Annotated in this window: 21 protein-coding genes; 9 read left to right on the top strand and 12 right to left on the bottom strand. The window is 72.5% G+C overall.

Annotated features, from left to right (window positions below):
• Nucleotides 1–14 precede the first annotated feature (14 nt).
• From OOJ91_RS17850 to OOJ91_RS17875, 6 genes are read right to left on the bottom strand one after another with little or no spacing between them, the layout of a single operon-like run.
• On the bottom strand, nt 15–1,493 hold the full coding sequence (locus OOJ91_RS17850; RefSeq protein WP_266246387.1) for an NADH-quinone oxidoreductase subunit N: 1,479 nt from the start codon (nt 1,491–1,493) through the stop codon (nt 15–17).
• A 40-nt stretch (nt 1,494–1,533) separates the two neighbouring features.
• Nucleotides 1,534–3,042, bottom strand: coding sequence for a complex I subunit 4 family protein (locus tag OOJ91_RS17855; RefSeq protein WP_266246388.1), 1,509 nt, complete (start codon nt 3,040–3,042; stop codon nt 1,534–1,536).
• A complete protein-coding gene (locus OOJ91_RS17860) occupies nt 3,039–4,973 on the bottom strand; it encodes an NADH-quinone oxidoreductase subunit 5 family protein (protein ID WP_266246390.1) in 1,935 nt (644 codons plus the stop codon). Before OOJ91_RS17860 ends, OOJ91_RS17855 begins: the two co-directional genes overlap by 4 nt.
• Nucleotides 4,970–5,323, bottom strand: coding sequence for an NADH-quinone oxidoreductase subunit NuoK (gene nuoK, locus OOJ91_RS17865; protein WP_266246392.1), 354 nt, complete (start codon nt 5,321–5,323; stop codon nt 4,970–4,972). Before nuoK ends, OOJ91_RS17860 begins: the two co-directional genes overlap by 4 nt.
• Complete coding sequence (locus tag OOJ91_RS17870; protein WP_266246394.1) at nt 5,320–5,892, bottom strand: NADH-quinone oxidoreductase subunit J family protein; 573 nt, start codon at nt 5,890–5,892, stop codon at nt 5,320–5,322. Before OOJ91_RS17870 ends, nuoK begins: the two co-directional genes overlap by 4 nt.
• Before the next feature lie 40 nt (nt 5,893–5,932).
• Entirely contained in the window at nt 5,933–6,544 is a 612-nt protein-coding gene (locus OOJ91_RS17875) for a NuoI/complex I 23 kDa subunit family protein (RefSeq protein WP_266246396.1), read from the bottom strand.
• Nucleotides 6,545–6,639: 95 nt separating this feature from the next.
• Here OOJ91_RS17875 and OOJ91_RS17880 point away from each other — a divergent pair, with 95 nt between their 5' ends.
• On the top strand, nt 6,640–7,215 hold the full coding sequence (locus OOJ91_RS17880) for a Uma2 family endonuclease (RefSeq protein ID WP_266246398.1): 576 nt from the start codon (nt 6,640–6,642) through the stop codon (nt 7,213–7,215).
• Here OOJ91_RS17880 and OOJ91_RS17885 read toward each other — a convergent pair.
• Complete coding sequence (locus tag OOJ91_RS17885; RefSeq protein WP_266246400.1) at nt 7,196–7,624, bottom strand: ester cyclase; 429 nt, start codon at nt 7,622–7,624, stop codon at nt 7,196–7,198. The two genes, OOJ91_RS17880 and OOJ91_RS17885, sit on opposite strands and share 20 nt — an antisense overlap.
• 79 nt (nt 7,625–7,703) lie before the next feature.
• Between OOJ91_RS17885 and OOJ91_RS17890 the strand changes: the two genes are divergently transcribed.
• Nucleotides 7,704–8,723, top strand: a complete 1,020-nt coding sequence (locus OOJ91_RS17890) for a glutathione S-transferase family protein (RefSeq protein ID WP_266246401.1) — start codon at nt 7,704–7,706, stop codon at nt 8,721–8,723.
• Between the two features lie 9 nt (nt 8,724–8,732).
• Here OOJ91_RS17890 and OOJ91_RS17895 read toward each other — a convergent pair whose 3' ends face one another.
• Together OOJ91_RS17895 and OOJ91_RS17900 are read right to left on the bottom strand one after the other, a co-directional pair.
• Nucleotides 8,733–9,695, bottom strand: a complete 963-nt coding sequence (locus tag OOJ91_RS17895; RefSeq protein ID WP_266246403.1) for a complex I subunit 1/NuoH family protein — start codon at nt 9,693–9,695, stop codon at nt 8,733–8,735.
• Nucleotides 9,695–10,525: an NADH-quinone oxidoreductase subunit C gene (locus OOJ91_RS17900; protein WP_266246404.1), complete on the bottom strand. Its 831-nt coding sequence runs from the start codon at nt 10,523–10,525 to the stop codon at nt 9,695–9,697. The genes OOJ91_RS17895 and OOJ91_RS17900 overlap by 1 nt, the downstream gene beginning before the upstream one ends.
• A gap of 116 nt (nt 10,526–10,641) precedes the next feature.
• On the opposite strand from OOJ91_RS17900, the gene OOJ91_RS17905 reads away from it, so the two are divergent.
• The gene (locus OOJ91_RS17905; protein ID WP_266246405.1) at nt 10,642–11,688 is read left to right on the top strand and encodes a glucose 1-dehydrogenase; all 1,047 of its coding nucleotides are present in this window, start codon (nt 10,642–10,644) and stop codon (nt 11,686–11,688) included.
• A gap of 17 nt (nt 11,689–11,705) precedes the next feature.
• Here OOJ91_RS17905 and OOJ91_RS17910 read toward each other — a convergent pair whose 3' ends face one another.
• Both OOJ91_RS17910 and OOJ91_RS17915 read right to left on the bottom strand, forming a co-directional pair.
• Nucleotides 11,706–13,022, bottom strand: a complete 1,317-nt coding sequence (locus OOJ91_RS17910) for a DUF2252 domain-containing protein (protein ID WP_266246407.1) — start codon at nt 13,020–13,022, stop codon at nt 11,706–11,708.
• Between the two features lie 34 nt (nt 13,023–13,056).
• Nucleotides 13,057–13,638, bottom strand: a complete 582-nt coding sequence (locus OOJ91_RS17915; protein ID WP_266246408.1) for an NADH-quinone oxidoreductase subunit B — start codon at nt 13,636–13,638, stop codon at nt 13,057–13,059.
• Between the two features lie 167 nt (nt 13,639–13,805).
• Here OOJ91_RS17915 and OOJ91_RS17920 point away from each other — a divergent pair, with 167 nt between their 5' ends.
• Nucleotides 13,806–14,354, top strand: a complete 549-nt coding sequence (locus OOJ91_RS17920) for a sigma-70 family RNA polymerase sigma factor (RefSeq protein ID WP_266246409.1) — start codon at nt 13,806–13,808, stop codon at nt 14,352–14,354.
• The gene (locus OOJ91_RS17925; protein WP_266246411.1) at nt 14,347–15,561 is read left to right on the top strand and encodes a hypothetical protein; all 1,215 of its coding nucleotides are present in this window, start codon (nt 14,347–14,349) and stop codon (nt 15,559–15,561) included. Before OOJ91_RS17920 ends, OOJ91_RS17925 begins: the two co-directional genes overlap by 8 nt.
• Before the next feature lie 63 nt (nt 15,562–15,624).
• On the opposite strand, the gene OOJ91_RS17930 is transcribed toward OOJ91_RS17925, so the two are convergent.
• Nucleotides 15,625–16,017, bottom strand: a complete 393-nt coding sequence (locus OOJ91_RS17930; protein ID WP_266246412.1) for a hypothetical protein — start codon at nt 16,015–16,017, stop codon at nt 15,625–15,627.
• Between the two features lie 294 nt (nt 16,018–16,311).
• Here OOJ91_RS17930 and OOJ91_RS17935 point away from each other — a divergent pair, with 294 nt between their 5' ends.
• The 4 genes from OOJ91_RS17935 to OOJ91_RS17950 all read left to right on the top strand — a co-directional run bounded on the left by OOJ91_RS17935 (nt 16,312) and on the right by OOJ91_RS17950 (nt 20,015).
• Complete coding sequence (locus tag OOJ91_RS17935) at nt 16,312–16,878, top strand: RNA polymerase sigma factor (protein ID WP_266246413.1); 567 nt, start codon at nt 16,312–16,314, stop codon at nt 16,876–16,878.
• Entirely contained in the window at nt 16,871–18,076 is a 1,206-nt protein-coding gene (locus OOJ91_RS17940; protein WP_266246415.1) for a hypothetical protein, read from the top strand. Before OOJ91_RS17935 ends, OOJ91_RS17940 begins: the two co-directional genes overlap by 8 nt.
• A 174-nt stretch (nt 18,077–18,250) precedes the next feature.
• A complete protein-coding gene (locus OOJ91_RS17945; RefSeq protein WP_266246416.1) occupies nt 18,251–18,814 on the top strand; it encodes a SigE family RNA polymerase sigma factor in 564 nt (187 codons plus the stop codon).
• A complete protein-coding gene (locus tag OOJ91_RS17950; protein ID WP_266246417.1) occupies nt 18,807–20,015 on the top strand; it encodes a hypothetical protein in 1,209 nt (402 codons plus the stop codon). The genes OOJ91_RS17945 and OOJ91_RS17950 overlap by 8 nt, the downstream gene beginning before the upstream one ends.
• Nucleotides 20,016–20,028: the final 13 nt, after the last annotated feature.

Raw genomic sequence — 20,028 nt, forward strand, 5'->3', positions numbered from 1 at the left:
ACTGGAGTCGCAGGTCAGCGGGCGGCGAGATCAAGCACCAACTGTGGGGCGAAGCCCAGCACCACGGCTGTCACCGTGGCCACCGCCAGCACCGCCGCCACCACACCCCCCACCGGTACGGCCGGCGCCGCGTTGCCCGGTGTCGCCGTCGGGGCCCACAGCGCGGCCGTCACACGCAGGTAGTACGCCAACCCGACCACCGCGTTCAGCGCCACCACGAGCGCCAGCCAGGCCGCGCCGCCGTCGAGCAGGGATCGGACCACTGTCACCTTCGCGAACAGGCCGGCCAGGCCCGGCGGCAGCCCGGCCAGACCCACGAGCGCGAGACCGAGCGCCGCGCCCCGCCACGGGTGCCGGCGGGCCGCCCCGCGCAGGTCGTCAAGCGTGCCGCCGTCCGCACTCGCCGGGCGCAGCGCGGTCACCCCGGCGAACGCGGCAAGCTCCAACACCACGAAGAAGACGGCGTACGCCACCGCGGCGGCGTACGCGGCGGTCCGCGCCTCGTCGGTGCGGCCGGCGGCCAGCGCCAACGCGCCCAGCGGGGCCAGGATGTAACCGGCCTGCGCCACCGAGGACCAGGCGAGCAGTCGGACGGTACGCCGCTGGCGCAGCGCCACCAGGTTGCCGACTGTCATCGTGAGCACCGCCAGCAGGGCGAGCACCGGGCCGGTCTGGTCCGCCGGGAGCGCCCGCTGCACCACCGCCAGCAACGCGACGAGGCCGCCCAGCTTCGACGCCGTCGACAGGTACGCGGCCACCGGCAGCGGAGCGCCGTCGTAGGTGGCCGGCGCCCAGGCGTGGAACGGCACCGCCGCCACCTTGAACGCCAGCCCGAGCAGCAGCAGCGCCACGGCGGCGGTGGTCAGCGGCAGCTCGCGCAGCTCCGGCCGCTCGGCCAGCAGCGCGCCGAGCCGGTCCAGGTGCAGCGAACCGGTCACCGCGTACAGCAGCGCCGCGCCGAGCAGGCTGACCGTGGTGGCCACCACGCTCACCACGAAGAACGTCACCGCCGCCTCGGCGCTGGCCAGGCTGCCCCGGCGCAGGCCGACAAGCACGTACAGCGGCAGGGTAAGCGTCTCCAACGCCACGATCAGGGTGATCAGGTCGCCGGCCGCGCCGAGCACCACACCGCCTGTCATCGAGCAGGCGAGCAGGAAGGCGTACTCCCCCACCGGCGACCGCCCGGCCCCTAGCGCCGGCACCGACAGCCCGAGCACACCCACTGTGAGCAGCGCCACCACCGCGGCGACCACTGCCGCCCGGCCGCCGAAGACCCAGGAACAGTCGGCGCCGACGCAGAACGTGCGCCGTTCGCCGCCCGCGCCGACGACGACGGCGCCGACTGCGGTGCCGAACGCGCCGAGCGCGGCCACCGCGACCGTGGCCCGAGGCCGCGCCAGCACAAGATCGACGATCAGCACGAGTACGGCGGTGCCGGCCGCCAGGTACGCCGGCAGCATCGCCACGCTGTCCACGCTCTGCACCGCGCTCATGCGGCCCTGCCCTCGTTCGTGTCCACCCACTGCGGCGCGCTCATCGGGAGACCACCCCGATGAGGGCGTCGACGGGCGCCTCGGCGACGCCGAGCACCAGCGCCGGGACCAACCCGATGGCCAGCGCGAGCAGCACCAGCGGGGCCCACGCGGTCAGCTCCGCGCCGGCCAGACCCGAGCCGACAGGGCCCACCACGGGGCTCGGCCGCCCGTGGGTGACCTGACGCAACAACCGCAGGAAGTACGCGGCAGTGAGCGCGCCACCGACCGCCGCCAGCACCCCGAGGGTGGTCCACAGCGCGCCGCCCACCTGGATCGCCGCGACCACCGCGAACGCCTCCCCCCAGAAGCCGGCCAGCCCCGGCAGGCCGAGCGACGCGATCGCCGCGAACGCCAGCAGACCGGCCAGCCGGGGCGCGGTCTCCCGCAGCCCGGACAGCTCGGCGAGCGCGCCCGTGCCGGTGCGGTCCTTCACGGCCCCGGCGAGGAAGAACAGCAGACCGGTGATCACGCCGTGCGCGACGTTGCCGATCAGGGCCGCCTGGATGCCTGTGGCGGTAAGCGTGGCGACGCCCAGCAGCACGAAGCCCATGTGACCCACGCTGGAATACGCGATGAGGCGCTTCACCTCGGCCTGTGCCAGGCAGATGAGCGAGCCGACAAGGATCGCGGCGACCGCCAGCACGCCGAGCACCGGCGCGGCCCAGCGGGCGCCCTCCGGGGCGACCCCCACCGCCACCCGGATCAGGCCGTACGTGCCCATCTTGAGCAGCACGCCCGCAAGCACGACGCTGCCCACGGTCGGGGCCTGCGTGTGCGCGTCGGGCAGCCAGGAGTGCAGCGGCCAGAGTGGACTCTTCACCGCGAACGCGAGCGCCAACAACGTGAACGCGGCCAACTGGGTGCCCCGGGACAGGCCGCCCCCACCGGTCAGCGCGACCACGTCGGCGGTGCCCGCCGCGGCGACCACGACATACACGCCGACCAGCAGCAGCACCGACCCGAACAGGGTGTAGAGCGCGAACTTGCGGGCCGCCCGCCGCCGGTCCGCGCCTCCCCAGCCGGCGATGATCGCGTACATCGGCAGCAGGACGACCTCGAAGAAGAGGAAGAACAGCACCAGGTCCAGGGCGAGGAACGTGCCGAGGATGCCCACCTCGACCACCAGCAGCAGGGCCACCAGCGCCCGACCGCTGCCGCCGCCCGGCACCCGCCACACCGTGTACGCGCAGCAGAGCAGGGTGAGCAGCGCGGTCAGCACCACGAGCGGCCAGGAGATGCCGTCGACGCCGAGGTGGAAGCGCAGGGCCAGACCGGGCACCCAGGGCAGATCGACCTGGTGCCAGGGGCGCACCGCGGGCGTACCTGCCGACCAGGCGAACCACCCCCGCCCACCGAACACCAACGGCACGGCGGCCAGCAGGGTCAGGGCCGCCGCGACGGTGCCGACGATCCGTGCCGCCAGGTCCCGGGGAGTCGCCGCCACCGCGACCGCACCCAGCGCCGGCACCACAAGCACGGCGACGAGCAGAACCTGCCCAAGCGTCATCGGGTCACTCCCAGCAGGGCTGCGGCCAGGCCGATCAGCAGGGCGCCGGCCAGCACACCGGCGGCGGCCCGAGGCAGCGCCGCCCGGTGCAGCGCGGCCAGCCCGGCGCCCAGGCCGGAGGCAGCACGGCCGCTGCCCTCGACCGCCCCGTCGACCACCACCTCGTCGCCGCTGCGGGCGAGGCGGGCCAGCGCCCGGACGGGACGTACGACAAGGGTGTGCTGGACGTCGTCGAGCCGGAACGCGCGGGCGAAGACCGGCCGCAGCGGACCCAGCGCGGTCGCCGGGTCGCCGGTCCTGTCCCGCTGCCAACGCGCCCACACCAGGCCCGCGCCGACCGCCAGCAGCGCCAACGGCAGCAGCAGCGCCGGCCCGACGTGGACCAGGCCGTCCTCCGCGCCGGCGACCGGCACGGTGGCGAACCGCAGCCGGTCGGCGAACGCGCCCACGAACCCGGCCAGGCCGAGCAGCGCGGCAGGCACTGCCAACAGCAGCACCGGCCACCGCAACACCGCCGGAGGGTCGTGCGGCGTGACGAGCGGCAGCCGGGGCTCGCCGAAGAAGGCCCGCAGCAGCAGCCGGCCCGCGTACCAGGCGGTGATCGCCACACCGAGCAACCCGGCCATCCAGACCAGCCAACCCACCCACGACGGCGCCGGCCCGGTGCCCTCCAACGCGGCCGACTCGGCGACAGTCAACACGCCGTCCTTGCTCCAGAAGCCGGCCAGCGGCGGCACGCCGGCGAGGGCCCCGAGGCCGATCACCGTGCACCAGAACGTCACAGGCATGCTGCGCCGCAGACCACCCATCTCCGACATCAGCGTGGTGCCCACGGCGTGGATCACCGCGCCGGCGGCGAGGAACAGCAGCGCCTTGAACGCGGCGTGGGTGAGCAGGTGGAACAGCGCCGCCGACGGTGAGCCGACGGCCAGCGCGCCGGTCATGTAGCCGAGCTGGGACACCGTCGACCAGGCCAGCACACGCTTGATGTCGTCCTGGGCGGTCGCGGCGAGCGCCCCGAGCAGCAGGGTGATCGCGCCGAGCACCCCGAGCACTGTCAACGTCACCGGAGCCGCCGTGAACAGCGGGTAGAGGCGGGTCACCGCGTACACCCCGGCGGCCACCATCGTCGCGGCGTGGATCAGCGCGGAGATCGGCGTCGGGCCGGCCATGGCGTCCGGCAGCCAGGTGTGCAGCGGGAACTGCGCGCTCTTGCCGGCCACCCCGGCCAGCAGCAGCAGGCCGGCGGCGGTCAGGGTCGCGGCGCTGTGGTCGTGCGCGAGCACGTCGGCGATCCGGAAACTGCCCGTCGACACGCCGAGCAGCGCGATGCCGAGCAGGAACCCGACGTCACCCACCCGGGTCACCAGGAACGCCTTCATCGCGGCGGCCGGTGCCCCCGCGAGCCGGCGGTCGTGGGCGATGAGCAGGTACGAGCAGAGGCCCATCACCTCCCAGCCCACCAGCAGCATGATCAGGTCGCCGGAGACCACCACCAGCAGCATCGCGCCGGTGAAGAGGCCGATCTGGGCGGCGTACGGCGGGTAGCGGTGGTCGACGTCGACGTCGTCGTGCGGGCCACGCCGCAGGTAGCCGATCGAGTAGACCTGCACGGCCAGGGCTACCGCGGCGACCGCGACGGCCACCAGGGCGGCGGCGCCGTCCAGGCGTACGCCGAGGGTCACCCGCAGCCCACCGATGTCGACCCAGGTCGTCGACGTCTCGGTCGGACCGTTGACAGTCACCAGCAGGGCGACCGCCAACGCCAGCGCGCCGGCAGCCCCGGCCACGCCGATCGTCACGGCGGCCGTCCGCGCCCGGTCATCGCCGGCCGGTCCACCCTGGCGACGCGGGGCCGGCGGCAGCAGCAGACCGAGCAGACCGGCGACCAGCGGTACGGCCGGCAGCGCCGCCCCGAGCAGCCCGGTCACCGGCCCGCCTCCGCGTTCTGGCCGATGGGCTGGGCCGACACCGGCGGCTCGGTCAACGGCACGTCGTCCACCGCCACGGTGGACCGCAGGCGGTAGAGCTGCAGGACGATCGCCAGCCCCACCCCGATCTCCGCGGCGGCCAGCACGATGACGAACAGCGCGAAGACCTGACCGGAGTGCGGCAGCACCGGACGGGCCGTGGTGTCCGCGGTGACCAGGATGAGGTTCACCGCGTTGAGCATCAGCTCGACCGCCATCAGCACCAGCACGGCGTTGCGTCGACGCAGCACGCCGTACACGCCGAGGCCGAACAGCAGCGCCGCGGTGACGTACGGGACGACTGGCCTCACCGGCGTACCCCATCCGCGCCGGCCGCCTGCGGCGCCGGCGTGTCGCCCGTCGCGTCACCGCGCTGCGGTGCGGGCCGGCCGATGTCCGGACGGGACAGCACCACCGCCCCCACCAGCGCGGACAGCAGCAGGACGGAGAGCACCTCGAACGGCAGCACCCAGGACCTGAAGATCTGCTCGCCCAGCCGCTCGGCGGTGCCCGCGCCGGGCATCGTGACGGTGCTCCAGCGGTACGCGTCGACGAGCAGGACACTCAGCCCCAGGCCGGCGCCGCCACCGATCAGCGCGGCCGACCAGCCCGGCCGGTCCAGATCGTCGGAGGCCCCGATCGGGGCCCGCGTGAGCATGACCGCGAACAACAGCAGCACCACCACCGCGCCCACGTAGATCAGCACCTGCACCCAGGCGACCAGCTCGGCGCCGAGCACCAGATAGTCGCCGGCCAGCGCGCCCAGGCAGACCACCAGGTAGAGCCCCGCCCGGACCAGGTGCTTCGTGGTCACCACAAGCACGCCGGCGCCCACCGCGACCGCGCCCAGGGCGAGCAGCAGCAGATCCGCCCCGGTCACCGGGCCGCCCTTCCGCCGGGGCGGGCCGCGCCTCGGCCCGTCACGACGCGGGGCCCGGGTCGGCTTCGGGACGTACCGCCGGTGGGACGGAACGCGCGGCCTTCTTGGCCGCCGCGGTCTCCTCCTTGGCCGGCTCGCCGTTCGGGTCGTGCGCCGGCGGCGGTGGAACCGTGGCCATCCACTGGCCCAGGTGGTCCTTGTCGTGCAGCAGGTCCTTGATGTCGTACTCGGCGTACTCGAATTCGGGAGACCAGTAGAGCGCGTCGAACGGGCAGACCTCGATGCAGATGCCGCAGTACATGCAGAGCGAGAAGTCGATGTCGAACTTGTCAAGCACGTTGCGCTGGCGGGGTCGGGCGGCGCCGGGCACCGCCACCTCCTCCTTGTGCGAGTCGATGTAGATGCACCAGTCCGGGCACTCACGGGCGCACAGCATGCAGACCGTGCAGTTCTCCTCGGACAGCGCGATCACGCCGCGCGAGCGGGGCGGCAGCTCGGGGGCGACGTCCGGGTACTGCTGGGTGGTCGAGCGGCTGGTCATCGTCTTGAGGGTGACCGCCAGCCCCTTCACCAGGCCCGCGCCGGGCAGGCCGCGCTCGCTGGCGCCGCCGGCCGGGCCACCGTGCTCGCTGGGGTCGGTCATGTGGACCATCCTGCCCTGTGGCCTCGGCGCGCGCGACCACCACCCACAGGTCCGAGGCGGTACCGTGGTCGCGGGGAGAACGCACGCACCTGGAAGGACCTGCCATGACCGCCGCGCTGCAGAGCGACTACCCGCCCGAGAGCGAGTGGACGACTGACGATCTGGATGCGCTGCCCGAGGATGGCCGCCGCCGGGAATTGCTCGATGGAGTGCTGCTGATGTCCCCCTCCCCTACCCGCATCCACCAGACCATCGCCGGCCGGCTGATGGCCGCGCTGGATGAAGACTGCCCCGACGGCTATGACGTGACCCAGGCGGTCGAGGTGCGGATCAACCGCACCCGGTCCTTCATCCCCGACGTGCTGATCACGACGGCTACCGCGGCGGCTCGGGAGCCGTCGAAGTACGAGCCGCACGAAGTGGTCGTCGCGATCGAGATCGTCTCGCCGAGCACCCGCTCGATCGACCGGGTGTTGAAGCCGGCGCTGTACGCCCAGGCCGGCATCCCGTTCTACTGGCGGATCGAGACGGAGGGTGGCGCGTTGGAGGTCGTCACCTACCGGATCGACGCGGTGAACGAGGTCTACACCGAGACGGGGCGGTGGACGAAGTTCGTCGACACCGGCGAGCCGTTCCCGATCAACCTGCCGATCAGTCGGATCACGCCCCGGGTCCGCTGACGACAGTCGGTGGGAGCATCTCGACGCCGAGCTGTTGCAGGAGCTGGAACAGCTCGTTGCAGCTCCACACCTCGACGATCAGGCCCGCCGTGTCGAAGCGCAGGAACGTCGCCCCGGAGTAGCTGACCACCTGCCCGGTCGGGGGCACCGGCCCGAACTGCCCGGCGTGGGTGCCGGCCGCCCGCCAGTGCACTGCCACCCGCTCACCTGCGGCGACCACGTCGACGATCTTGTAGCGCAGGTCCGGGAAGGCCGCCCGCCGCTCGCGGTGCCAGGCCAGCGTCGCCTCCGGGCCGGTCCCGCCCAGTCCGGGGCACTCCTCGGCGATCAACTCGTGGGCCGACTCCTCCCGGCGGGCGTTCCACACGTCGGCGATGAAGCGCCGGGCCGCCGCCTCCACATCCGTCATGCCGGCAGGGTATCCGGCGTCGCTGAGCGGTAGATCCGTAAGGATGGGGTAGAGACACTGACCGGACCGGGAGGGTGACGTGGGCGAGGAAACAGGCGGGAAGTACGTCGAGCCGGGTGGCGAGTTCACCCGGGACCAGCGGTACATCGCCACCCGGATCACCGCGGACGGGCGGGACGGCTACCCGGTGGAGCCGGGCCGATACCGGCTGGCCGTCAGCCGGGCCTGCCCGTGGGCCAACCGCCTGATCATCGTGCGGCGGCTGCTCGGCCTGGAGGACGCCATCTCGATGGCTGTCGCCGGCCCGACCCACGATGCGCGGAGCTGGACGTTCGACCTCGACCCGGACGGCCGGGACCCGGTGCTCGGCATCGAGCGCATCCAGGAGGCGTACTTCAAGCGCTTCCCCGGCTACGAGCGTGGCATCACCGTGCCGGCGATCGTGGACGTGCCGACGGGGCAGGTGGTGACCAACGACTACGCGCAGATGAGCCTTGACCTGTCCACCCAGTGGGCCGCGTACCACCGCGAGGGCGCCCCGCAGCTCTACCCCGAGCACCTGCGGGCGCAGATCGACGAGGTCAACGACGTGGTGTTCCGCGACGTGAACAACGGCGTCTACAGGTGCGGGTTCGCGGGCAGCCAGGAGGCGTACGACAAGTCGTACCACCGCCTGTTCGACCGGCTGGACTGGTTGACCGAGCGGCTGACCGACCAGCGGTACCTGGTCGGCGACACCATCACCGAGGCCGACGTGCGGCTGTTCACCACGCTTGTCCGCTTCGACCCGGTGTACCACGGCCACTTCAAGTGCAACAGGCAGAAGCTGAGCGAGATGCCGGTGCTGTGGGCGTACGCCAGGGACCTGTTCCAGACCCCCGGGTTCGGCGACACCATCGACTTCGACCACATCAAGCGGCACTACTACGAGGTGCACCGCGACATCAACCCGACCGGGATCGTGCCGCTCGGCCCCGACCTGTCCAACTGGGTCACCCCGCACGGACGGGAGGCCCTTGGTGGTCGCCCCTTCGGCGACGGCACCCCACCCCCACCCCCCGCCGAGCCGGTCGACCCGGCCCACACCCCGCTGCGCTGACCGGGGCTCCTACAGCGCGACGCGGACGGCTGCCGTGAGGACCAGTTGGGCGAGCGACGCTGGCACCAGCACCAGCCAGCAGAGGCGTTGGAGCTGGTCCTCGCGCAGCCGGGGGTAGGACACCCGGAGCCAGATGATCACGAAGGCCACCGCGAAGATCTTGAGCAGCGTCCAGAGCCAGCCGAGCTGGTCGTCGGCGAAAGGACCCTGCCAGCCACCGAGGAACAGCACAGTGGTCAGCGCGGCGATCACCACGATGCCGACGTACTCGGCAAGCAGGAAGAACGCGAACCGCAGCCCCGTGTACTCGGTCATGTAACCGAAGACCAGCTCCGAGTCGGCCACCGGCATGTCGAACGGTGGCCGGCGGATCTCGGCCAGCCCGGCGACGAAGAAGATGATCATCGCGGGCGCCTGCCAGAGCAGCCACCACGGCTGCCACGCCTGCACGATGCCGGACAGGCTGAGTGTGCCCGCCGCCATCGCCACCGAGGCGGCGGCCAACACCAACGGCAGCTCGTATCCGAGTAGCTGGGCGGCCCCGCGCAACCCGCCGAGCAGGCTGTACTTGTTGGCCGACGCCCACGCCGACATCAGCACCGCCACCACGCCGATGCCGACCACGGCCAGCACGAAGAACAGGCCGATGTCCAACGGTTGCCCGACCAGGTCGTTCGGGCCGAGCGGAATGACCAGCAGCACCAGCAGATACGGCACCAGCGCCACCGCGGGCGCCAGCCGGAACACCGCCCGGTCCGCCTCGCGCGGGGTGATGTCCTCCTTCTGCACGAACTTGACGCCGTCCGCCACGAGCTGCGCCCAACCGTGGAAGCCACCCGCGTACATCGGGCCGAGGCGACCCTGCATGTGCGCCATCACCTTGTGCTCGGCCTGACCGACGAGCAGCGGCAGGGTGAGGAACGCGACGACCACGCCGCCCACCCGGAGCACCAGCTCCACCCAGAGCGGCATCAGGCCGTACCCCCGTCGTGGTCGGTCCGGTCGTCGCGTACCGGCGGGTCCGCGACGGGCTCGCCACGCGATGCGGCCGGGCCTGCGCCGGGCGCGGGCTCGTCGGCCGGTGGCGGGGCGTCGGCGGCGCCGGCGGCCCGGGGAGTACGCGCCGGACGGGCCCCCGGCGCCGGCCGCGCCTGCCGCTCGGCGGCTGGTCGGGCCGGGGTGCCGCCGCGTGGCCCCTCGCCCACGCCGCCCGCGCCGGCCGGGGTCGGCGTCGTTCCCCACTCGCCCGGAGCGGGCACACCCGGCGGGCGGATCGGTCGACGACCACCGCCCGCCTCCGACTCGCCCGGCTCCTTCGCGCCCGGCCAGGGCTTCGCCACCCTCGATGCGAGCACGAACTCCTTGCGCAGCGGGTGGCCCTCGAACTCCGGGGGCAGCAGCAGCGGTCGCAGCTCCCCGTGGCCGTCGAAGTCGATGCCGAACATCTCGTGGGTCTCCCGCTCGTGCCAGGCGGCACCCGGGTAGACGTCCACCACCGACGCCACCGAGGGCGCGTCGCGGGGCACCCGGGTGCGCAGCAGCACGCCGTGCCGCAACCGCGTCGACCAGAGGTGCGCCACCACGTCGAAGCCCTCGGCCAACTCGTCGACAGCCGAAAGCCAGTCGAAGAAGTCACAGGCCAGCTCGCTGTCGTCGCGGGCGGCGCGGACGGCGGCCGACCAACTCGCCAGGGGTACGTCGACGGTGGCCCGGGCGAACCGCTGCCCGCCGGAGACCGACGGGGTCGCCTCGACCGGCGCGAGCAGCGCGACCAGCCGAGCGCCGACCTCTTCCTCAGTCATGCCGCTGATCCTAGGGCGTCCGCCCGGCGCGGACCCGGCCCGCGGTCCAGGGCCGACCACAGGTGATCTGCCCGCTTTACCGAGCGGCGGGCCCGTCGGCGGGGAAAGATGAGGGCGTGCGCGCTGTCACTGTGAAACCCGGGGTCGCCAACTCGCTGAGCCTCGCCGAGGATCAGCCGGAGCCGGCGCCCGAGGAGGGCGCTGTCCTGGTCGAGGCACTGGCCGTGGGGATCTGCGGCACCGATCACGAGATCATCTCCGGCGCCTACGGCGAGGCGCCGCCGGGCGCGGACCGCCTGGTCATCGGGCACGAGTCGCTGGGGCGGGTGCTGGAGGACCCGAGCGGCACCCTGCAACCCGGGGACCTGGTGGCCGGCATCGTCAGGCATCCCGACCCGGTGCCCTGCAGCAACTGCGCGGTCGGCGAGTGGGACATGTGCCGCAACGGTCAGTACACCGAGCACGGCATCAAGGCGCTGCCCGGGTTCGCCCGGGACCGTTGGCGGATCGAGCCGCAGTTCGCGGTCCCACTCGACCCCGCGCTGGCCCAGGTAGGCGTGCTGTTGGAACCGACAAGCGTGGTGGCCAAGGCGTGGGACCACATCGAACGGATCGGCCACCGGGCCGAGTGGCAGCCGCAGACAGTCCTGGTGACCGGCGCGGGGCCGATCGGCCTGCTGGCCGCGCTGCTCGGCACCCAGCGCGGGCTCACCGTCCACGTGCTGGACCGGGCCACCGACGGGCCCAAGCCGGAGCTGGTCGCCGGGCTCGGCGCCACCTACCACGCGGTCCCGGTGAACGACCTGCCCTTCGAGCCGGACGTGGTGATCGAGTGCACAGGCGCACCCACTGTCGTCCTGGACGTCATGTGCAAGGCGGCGCCGACAGGCATCGTCTGCCTGGCCGGGGTGTCCAGCGGCGGTCGGAGCATCGACTTCGACGCCGGGGCGCTCAACCGGGCGCTGGTGCTGGAGAACAACGTCGTCTTCGGCTCGGTGAACGCCAACCGACGGCACTGGACCATGGCCGCGCAGGCACTCACCCGCGCCGACCAGGTCTGGTTGGAGTCGCTGATCACCCGACGGGTCCCGGTGAACAGGTACGCCGACGCGTACACCGCCGGCCCGGACGACATCAAGGTGGTGCTGGAGTTCGCCTCCTGACCGGCGGTCCGTCGACGTCAGATGCCTGGTAGCCGGCCGTTGCGGAACAGGTCCACGAAGAGCTGGTGATCCTGACGGGCGCGCACCCCGTACGCGTGCGCGAAGTCCACCAGGTGGGTGACGAAGCCCGACTCGTCGGTGTCCACGGCGGCGACGATCGCCTCCTCGGTGGAGTAGTCCACCAGGTCGTGACTGGACTCGTCGTCGGCCACCGAGTGCATCCGGGCCACCGCCCGGCCAAGGTCGGCCAGCACCCCGGTCAACTCGTCCGGCTCGTTGACGTCGGACCAGTCCAGGTCGGCCGCGTACGGGGAGACCTCGGCGACGAGCTGACCGGCCCCGTCCAGCTCCGTGAAGCCCAGCCACGGGTCGGCGTGCGCCTGCAACGCCCGCTGCGACTCGGCGGTCCGGTGACCCTGGTGCTGGAAGTAGCCGCTTACCGAGTCGTCGGTCGAGTAGCGGGCCACCGCCGGGACCTGCGCCTGCTTCATGTAGATCACCACGTCGTTCTCCAGCGCCTGCGTGTGCCCCTCCAACAGCAGGTTGTACGACGGCAGGCCGGCCGAACCGATGCCCACCCCCTTGCGCAGCACCACGTCCTTGATGCGCGTCGCCACCGGACGCAGCCGGGCCGAGGCTTCGGGCAGGGTGCCCAGGTACTCCTCGAAGGCGGCGACCACCCGATCCCGGGTCTTCCCGTCGACCTCGAAGACCCCGTCCCCGATGGAGAACCGCCGCTCGTAGTTGTCGACAGTGGTCTGCTCGGCGAGCAGGTCGACACGCGTGTTGAGACGGGCCTGCTGGAGCACCCGACGCAGCACCCCGTCGGCGTTCTCCAGGGTGATCGACCCGATCGCGTCGTCCCCGCCTGCGGCGATCGCCCGCAGCTCGGTCAGGTAGGAGCGGGCGAAGCAGGCCACCAGCTCACCGATCACCGTGTCGGAGAGCGCCTTGCTGTAGCCGAGCAGCGCCACGCTTGCCGCGAAGCGGCGCAGGTCCCAGGCGAACGGCCCGACGTACGCCTCGTCGAAGTCGTTGACGTTGAACACCAACTGCCCGGAGGCGTTCATGTAGGTGCCGAAGTTCTCCGCGTGCAGGTCGCCGTGGATCCAGACCCGGCCGGTCCGCTCGTCGAGGAAGCTGTCGTCGGCGAAGTCGCCACGCTGGTCGGCGTAGAACAGCGCGGCGCTGCCCCGGTAGAAGGCGAACGGCGACGCGGCCATCTTGCGGAACTTGCGGCGGAAGGCCGCCGGGTCGATCGCCATCGACGCGCCGAACTCCTCGGTGAGCACGTCGATGATGTGGGCGGACCGCTTGTCCACGGAGTTGCTCATGAGCGCAGGTTAGCCCGGCCCGGCCACCACCCCGTCAGGTCCCGGCGGGTGGGCGTACCGGCGGGGCGGTGAGCGAGTCGACCGAGCGCGGGGCGGCGGCCTCGCGGGGCGGGGCGTCCAGCGGCGCGGCCAGCAGGTCCCGCTGGGGCACGCCGCCGATACCGGACTGCTCGGCGGCGATCTTCTCCTGGAGGCGCAGGATGCCGTGCAGCAGCGCCTCCGGGCGCGGCGGGCAGCCGGGCACGTAGACGTCGACGGGGATGAGCTGGTCGACGCCCTTGGTCACCGAGTACGAGTCCCAGTAGGGGCCGCCGCAGTTGGAGCACGCCCCGAACGAGATGACGTACTTCGGCTCGGGCATCTGGTCGTAGAGCCGCTTGATGGCCGGGGCCATCTTGTCGGTCACGGTGCCGGAGACCACCATGAGGTCGGCCTGCCGGGGGCCGTGGGCGAACGGGATCACACCCAACCGGATGAAGTCGTGCCGACCCATGCTGGTGGCGATGAACTCGATCGCGCAGCAGGCCAGGCCGAAGTTGAACACCCAGAGCGAGTAGCGGCGTCCCCAGTTCAGCACGAACCGGATCGGCTCACCGAGCACTGCCGGTAGCTGCACGACGCCCCCTCCTGTCACTTCCTGGACAGTCAACCACAGCTGCGGGGCGCAACCCTGAGGGCCGGTCACGACCTTGACGGGAGAGGGGGCATCGAGAGCCGGACGGCCGGCACGAGCGGTGCGACCCGAGTGCGGGCGGGCGGCCCGCGACGCCACGGGGAGGACGAGTGAGTGTGACGAGAGACGTACGGGCCGGTGGTGCGCCGCCGGACCCTCGACAGGCAGCGGTGGAGCTGACCTTCGACGACTTCTACCATGCCCACTTCCGCGGGCTGGTCGTGCAGTTGCGGGCGTACACGGGCGACCTCGGCCAGGCGCAGGACCTGGTGCAGGAGGCGTTCTGCAGGGCCTTCGCCACGTGGGACCGGGTGTCCCGGTACGACGACCCGCTGGCCTGGACCCGGCGGGTCGCCTGGAACCTGGCGCACAACCGGTGGCGGCGGCTGCGCACGGCGCGGTCGTGGCTGCTGCGGCAGCGCGAGACCCACGTCGCGGGGCCGAGCCCCGACCGGGTGGCGTTGGAGGCCGCCCTGGCCGCGCTGCCCGCCAAGCAGCGCCGGGCCGTGATCCTGCACTACCTCGCGGATCTGCCGATCAACGAGATCGCCGCTCAGGAGCAGGTGGCCGAGGGCACTGTCAAGTCCTGGCTGCACCGGGGCCGGGCCGCGCTGGCCGCGTCCCTGCGGGAGACGCCCGAGGAGGCACACGATGTCTGAGCACGAGTCCATCGCACTCGCCGAGCGCTTCGCCCGGTACCGCGCGGAGTCGCTGACCGAGGTCGAGTCGCCGGGTCCGGCGGCGGTCCGTGTCGCCGTCCGCAAGCGCCGGCGGCGGACGTTCGGCGCCGCCGTCGCCGCCGTGCTCGCCGTGGCGGCCGGCCCCGTGCTCGGGTACGCGACGCTGGACCGTCCGCAGCCCCAGCCGGGCCCGGTGGAGCCCACCGGAACGCCGTCCGCCAGCCCGTCGGCGACCGTGCCGGCCAGTGCGTCGGCGAGCCCGTCGACAACGGCGTCGGGCGGCGCCAGTCCGACCCGTGCCGCCCCGGACGGGCGGATCAGCCGGTCCCAGTTGCTCGCCGCGACGGTGTCGCTGCCCGCCTGGACCACACCGGCAGACTGCCCGACCGGTCGGGTGCGGCTGGGCGCCGAACCGGCCCGGGACGATGTCAACGAGTTGGTGGCGCTGGACCACGGCGACCTGGACGGTGACGGCGCGACGGAGACGGTCGCCCTGGTCCGCTGCGTGTTCGGCACCCGCGGGCCGTTCCAGGTGGTCGCGTTCGACAGGGACCCGGCCGGCCGGGTCGTCACCCTCGGCCGCGTGACAGGCACCGCCCGTCCCACTCCCGGTTGGGTGACCGCCCTGGACGTACGCGACGACGGCGAGGTCCGGGTCGAGGTGGCCGACATCGCGCCCGGCGGCGGCTGGCCGTTGAAGAACTCCCAACGGCAGTGGCGCGGCTACCGCTGGACCGGCGACGAGTTCGACCAGGTGTCCGGGCCGAGCACGTTCGGTCCCAACCCGCGCTCGACGGACCTGTCAGTCACCGCCACCGACCTGGTGTTGACCCCGGCGGCGGACGGCTCCCGATCGGGGACGGTCACCGTGCGGATCCGCAACGACGCGGACCGGACGGCGCCGGAGGCGCTCCTCACCATGGAGCTGCCGAAGGCCCTGCGGCCGATCGGCGACGGCTGGTCGGGCTGTGACATCCAGACGGGGAGCACCGTGCAGGTCTCCTGCCGTCTGAGCGCTGTGCGGGGGCACGACGAGGTGCGTCGGACCCTTGAACTGCGGGTCGCCGCCGGGACCAGCCTGGCCTCGGGACAGGTGGCGCTGCGGGTCTGGCCGGCGGACCCGGACGGGGATCCCTGGCTGGACAACGACAGCGGTGACAACGAGTCGACGTTCGACTATCGCTGAGCGTGCGGGGGCGGCCGGTCACCGACCGACCGCCCTCCGCGAACCGTCTCGCCAATCGGCGGCTCAGACCAGCACGACGCCCGGGCCGGGACCGATCTCACCCGGGGCCCCCGGGCCGGGGCCGATCGCCAGCACGACGCCCGGGCCGGGACCGATCTCACCCGGGGCCCCCGGGCCCGGACCGATCGCCAGCACGACACCGGGACCGGGACCGATCTCACCGGGCGCACCCGGGCCCGGACCGATCGCCAGCACGACACCGGGACCGGGACCGATCTCGCCCGGGGCGCCCGGGCCCGGACCGATCGCCAGGGACACACCCGGGCCGGGGCCGATCTCGCCCGGGGCGCCGGGGCCGGGGCCGATCGCCAGCGCCGCCGTCGCCACTCCGCTCACGCCGAGGGCCAGTCCGGCCGCCGCAGTCAGCCCGGTCATCAGGATCTTCCGCATCGTCATTGCCTTCTCCCGTGTCGTTGGTTGATGGATATGACCGTACGGAAGCGGCGAATACCATAAAACCCCCGTTTAGCGACACTTATCTATACATATGCCCGTTGATTAGCTGCGGATCGTATGCGGCGTTTCACATTGCTTCGGCACCTCGCGGCGATGCCCCAGGTGGGAGCAGTCGGGCAGGTCACCAGATGTTCACCGAACTTGACGGAAGACGCTGAAACCCCGGCCCGTTCTCCCGCGTGTGAGCGACGTCGCCCCGGAACCCGGGGGTGACAGGAGACGGGGAGGACCCAGGTGACGGTGAGCGCCGAATCGAGGCTCGGCAAGCCTCCACCAGAGGACATGACCCGGCCGGCCGGGCGGACTTCGGTCGACGCCGTCGACTTCGACCAGCTCTACCATGCCCACTTCCGCTCGCTGACCATTCAGCTCGCCGCCTACTGTGGCGACTCCAGCCAGGCGCAGGACCTGGTTCAGGAGGCGTTCTGCCGGGCCTTCACGCGGTGGGGGAAGGTTTCCCGCTACGACGACCCGGTCGCCTGGGTGCGGCGGGTCGCCTGGAACCTGGCCACCAGCCGCTGGCGTCGGCTGCGGACCGCCCAGTCCTACCTGCGGCGGCAGCGTGAGGAACACGTGCCCGGCCCCGACCCGGATCGGGTGGCGTTGACGCGGGCGCTCGCGGCGTTGCCGTCGAACCACCGCCGCGTCGTCGTGCTGCATCACCTCGCGGACCTCTCCGTCACCGAGATCGCCCAGCAGGAGGACGTGCCCGAAGGCACGGTCAAGTCCTGGTTGCACCGGGGTCGAGCTGCGCTGGCGGCACAGCTGGCTCCCCAGAACGAGGTGACCGACCATGCCTGAGTTCGACAGCACTCGACTCGACGCGGAGTTCTCCACGTACCGGGCGGCAATGCTTCCGGCGATCACGCCCGACGGCCCGACTGCGGTCCGGCGTACCGTCCGTCACCGTCGGCGGCGCGCGGCGATGGCGGTGGCCGCGGCGCTTGTGGTGGCCGTGGCCGTCCCGGTGGCCGGACAGGCGGGGCTCCGCCGGGACCCGGGACCGCCGGCGACGGCGACACCGACGCCGTCCGATTCCCCGTCGCCGACGCCGACGCCGACGCCGAGCGTCTCCGCCGCACCACAGGCGCCGGACGGCAGAATCGAGCGAACCGAACTGCTCGCCGCCACCGTCGACCTGCCCACGTGGGGCGACCTGCCCGAGCGCCCGGACGGTAAGGCGTGTGCGTCTCGTGGGATTCGACTCAACGGCGACCCGGTAAGCGATGACCCCAACCTGCTTGTGGAGATGGGCTACGGGGACGTCGATCGCGACGGGGCGACGGAGACCGTCGTGCTGGTCCGCTGTCTGCTCGGCACCCGAGGGCCGGCGCAGGTTGTCGCCTTCGACCGGGACACGGTCGGGCGGATCGTCACACTGGGTCGGGTGGCTGCCACCGCCGACCCGACTCCGGAGTGGCTGATCGGGCTCGAGGTGCGGGCCGACGGCATAACCCGGGTGGCGATGGCCGACCGGGCGCCGGGGCCCGGTTGGCCTCTCGAGCGGTCGCAACGGCAGTGGCGCGGGTACAGGTGGGACGGGAGCCGGTTCCGGCAGACCGAGGGGCCCAAGGGCTTCGGCCCCAACCCGTACGCCGCCGACCTGTCGGTCAGCTCGTCGAACCTGGCCCTCACCCGGGAGCCCGGCGACAGCTTCGCGGGCACGATCGAGGTCCGGGTACGCAATGCCAGCGCGGGCGAGGTGGCCGAGGCGGTGCTGTCGTTCGACCTGCCGTGGCAGTTGCGGCCGGTCGGGGATGGCTGGAAACGGTGTCGCGAGAACATGGCCGACGCGCTGGTGCCGTACCGGTGCACCCTGGGCCGGCTGGCACCGCACGCGGACATCCGGCTCACCCTCGGACTGAAGCGGGGACAGGGCACACCGTTGGCCTCGGGCAAGGCGACAGTCGAACTTTTCGGCAGCGGCGCCGACGGGACCGCGCTGCTCGAACGAGAGCGGGACGACAACCTCGCCACCTTCACCCACTACTACAGCTGACCGACTGCGGCGTGCGGTCCCGGCTGGTCAGCCGATCGGGGCCGGGCCGCTTCACCGCTTGACCGCTTCGCGCCGCGCTGTCGGGTTCGCGGCAGGATCGGGCGCAACCACACCCGCCGCCGTGGAGTGTTACGGGCGCTCAGGGCACCGGCCCGACGGCAACGGGGAGGGGCAGTGACAGCAACGATGGGAGCCCGCGCCAACGAACCACCTGCGGCGTTGACGGCCGGAGGGCTGGCCGCAGCGGCGATCACCTTCGACGACTTCTACCACGCGCACTTCCGGAGCGTCACGGCTCAACTGTGCGCGTACACGGGGGATCTGGGCCACGCGCAGGATCTGGCCCAGGAGGCGTTCTGCCGGGCGCTGGCACGCTGGGACCGTCTGGTCCGGTACGACGATCCGGTGGCCTGGGTCCGCCGGGTCGCCTGGAACCTGGCCCGCAGCCGCTGGCGGCGGCTGCGGACGGCCCGCGACCACCTCCTGCGGCAGCGACGCACCGAGGCCGAGGTGGACGGCCCGACACCCGACCGGGTGGCGATCGACGCGGCGCTCGCGCAACTGCCCGCGAACCACAGGCGTGCCGTCATCCTGCATTACCTGGCCGACCTGTCGGTCAGTCAGATCGCGCTGCAGGAAGGGGTGGCCGAGGGCACCGTCAAGTCCTGGCTGCACCGAGGCCGGACCGCCCTGGCCGGACTGCTCGACGAGAACACCGAGGGGGTGTCCCATGTCTGATCTCGAACCGCGGCTGCGCGAGCGGTTCACCGCGTACCGCGCCGATGTCACCACCCGGGCCGTCGGTCCCGGTCCCGACCAGGCCCGACGCACCCTGCGTCGGCGCCGGCAGACGAGGGCGGTGGCCGTCGCCGCGGCGGCGGTCGTCCTGGTGCTGGCGCCGGTCGTCGCCAACGCCGCGAGGAGGGGCGACCATACTCCGCCGGTTCCGGCCGTGTCCGTCGAGCCGACGGCGCCGGCGACGCCGGACCCGACGCCCACACCGCCACCGACGCCGAGCGGGTCGGCCAGCCCCACGGGTTCCGCGTCCGAGGCGCCGGACGGCCAGATCAGCCGGGCGCAGGTACTCGCCGCCCGTGTCGACCTGCCGACGTGGCCGCAGACCGTGCCGTCCACCTGCACCACGTCGAACGTGCGCCTGGCGACCAGCTCGACCAAGAGCTTCGTCCCGTTGCTCACCGACCTGACGGTGGACCACGCCGACCTGGACGGTGACGGCGCCCAGGAGACGGTTGCCGTCGTCGCCTGCCGGTACGGCGAGGCGTTGGCGAAGCAGGTAGTCGCCTTCGATCGGGACGACGACGGGCGCATCGTGACGCTCGGCCGGGTCGTGAGGACCACCGACGGTGTCGAGGACATCCTCGGGGTGACGGTCACCGAGGACGGCTCGATCGACGTGCGGGTGGCCGACCTTCAGCCGTGCTGCGACACGCCGAGGTACTGGCCGCAGGAACAGACGCGTACCTACCGGTTCAAGGGTGGCCGGTTCGTGCAGACCGACGGCCCCACGAAGTTCGGGAAGGATCCCCGGCTCACCGACCTGCGCCTGTCCATGACGCACACGCTTGTCGACGTCACGGGTGGCCGCGAGCTGACCACAGTCTTCACCGTCACCAACGCGGGGCCGGTCGACGCTCCACAGGTCCAGTTCAGGGGCCTCGAAGTGGGTGCGCCGACGACAGGTGACTGGTCCAGGTGCGACCCGGCGGCCGCAGCGGCCGACAATGATCTGACGTGTCTGGTGCCGGGGGTACCGGCCGGCGAGTCGCGGCGCTACACGTTCGTCCAGATGGTGCCGAGCCGCTCGGGCCCCGATGCGACGACCCGGTCCATCTTCGTGACCCACTACGACGCGCAGGACCGACAGTGGCGCGACCGCAACGAGAAGGACAACAAGGTGCAACTCCCCGGCGTGTTCTGACGAGGAGGATGTC

The sequence above is a fragment of the Micromonospora lupini genome, assembly GCF_026342015.1.
Classification (GTDB): Bacteria; Actinomycetota; Actinomycetes; order Mycobacteriales; family Micromonosporaceae; genus Micromonospora; species Micromonospora lupini_B.

Excerpts from the sequence above, each read along its gene's own strand:
- OOJ91_RS17900 (WP_266246404.1), bottom strand. The coding sequence starts at position 10,525 with ATGACTGAGGAAGAGGTCGGCGCTCGGCTGGTCGCGCTGCTCGCGCCG.
- OOJ91_RS17880 (WP_266246398.1), top strand. The coding sequence starts at position 6,640 with ATGACCGCCGCGCTGCAGAGCGACTACCCGCCCGAGAGCGAGTGGACG.
- OOJ91_RS17875 (WP_266246396.1), bottom strand. The coding sequence starts at position 6,544 with ATGGTCCACATGACCGACCCCAGCGAGCACGGTGGCCCGGCCGGCGGC.
- OOJ91_RS17910 (WP_266246407.1), bottom strand. The coding sequence starts at position 13,022 with ATGAGCAACTCCGTGGACAAGCGGTCCGCCCACATCATCGACGTGCTC.
- OOJ91_RS17925 (WP_266246411.1), top strand. The coding sequence starts at position 14,347 with ATGTCTGAGCACGAGTCCATCGCACTCGCCGAGCGCTTCGCCCGGTAC.
- OOJ91_RS17930 (WP_266246412.1), bottom strand. The coding sequence starts at position 16,017 with ATGACGATGCGGAAGATCCTGATGACCGGGCTGACTGCGGCGGCCGGA.
- OOJ91_RS17855 (WP_266246388.1), bottom strand. The coding sequence starts at position 3,042 with ATGACGCTTGGGCAGGTTCTGCTCGTCGCCGTGCTTGTGGTGCCGGCG.
- OOJ91_RS17850 (WP_266246387.1), bottom strand. The coding sequence starts at position 1,493 with ATGAGCGCGGTGCAGAGCGTGGACAGCGTGGCGATGCTGCCGGCGTAC.
- OOJ91_RS17895 (WP_266246403.1), bottom strand. The coding sequence starts at position 9,695 with ATGCCGCTCTGGGTGGAGCTGGTGCTCCGGGTGGGCGGCGTGGTCGTC.
- OOJ91_RS17940 (WP_266246415.1), top strand. The coding sequence starts at position 16,871 with ATGCCTGAGTTCGACAGCACTCGACTCGACGCGGAGTTCTCCACGTAC.
- OOJ91_RS17950 (WP_266246417.1), top strand. The coding sequence starts at position 18,807 with ATGTCTGATCTCGAACCGCGGCTGCGCGAGCGGTTCACCGCGTACCGC.
- OOJ91_RS17885 (WP_266246400.1), bottom strand. The coding sequence starts at position 7,624 with ATGACGGATGTGGAGGCGGCGGCCCGGCGCTTCATCGCCGACGTGTGG.